Annotated in this window: 1 pseudogene; it reads right to left on the bottom strand. The window is 36.4% G+C overall.

The features are described 5' to 3' along the window. Positions 1–348, bottom strand: a pseudogene (locus tag FGF67_RS16925) (hypothetical protein); the annotation flags it as partial. Between the last annotated feature and the right edge of the window lie 72 nt (positions 349–420).

Genomic DNA, 420 nt, shown 5'->3' with positions numbered 1-420 from the left:
ACGCCAATAATAAATTATGCCTCGCTCTAATAATATTGTTCTTGTTGGAGCCTCTAGATTATTAAAACTATGTGTTATCTGAGTAAAAGTATCATTTCTTGATACTTCTATAGTATACTTTATAGCATCTCCTTCTGCATCGGTTGAAGCATTCCATGTAAAACTTAAATTATTATCTATACATAACTGACCATTGGTTGGAGTACCTAAAGTAGGAACCGTTGGGGCCGTATTTGTTGATGGCCCTGGATCTGGCCCCGGATCTGGCCCCGGATCTACAGGATCATCGCCACCTCCACTACATGATAATACTATTAGTCCTATGAATATATATATATACTTTTTCATTTTTATTCCTTTATTATTTTTAAAACCTTCGGCTTATCGCCTCCTAATTGCAGTACAGCAAAGTAAATACCC

Source organism: Allotamlana fucoidanivorans (assembly GCF_006265225.1).
Taxonomy (GTDB): Bacteria; Bacteroidota; Bacteroidia; order Flavobacteriales; family Flavobacteriaceae; genus Allotamlana; species Allotamlana fucoidanivorans.
Note: the sequence above shows the minus strand (reverse complement) of the source record. Positions and strands in the feature narration are given on the sequence as shown.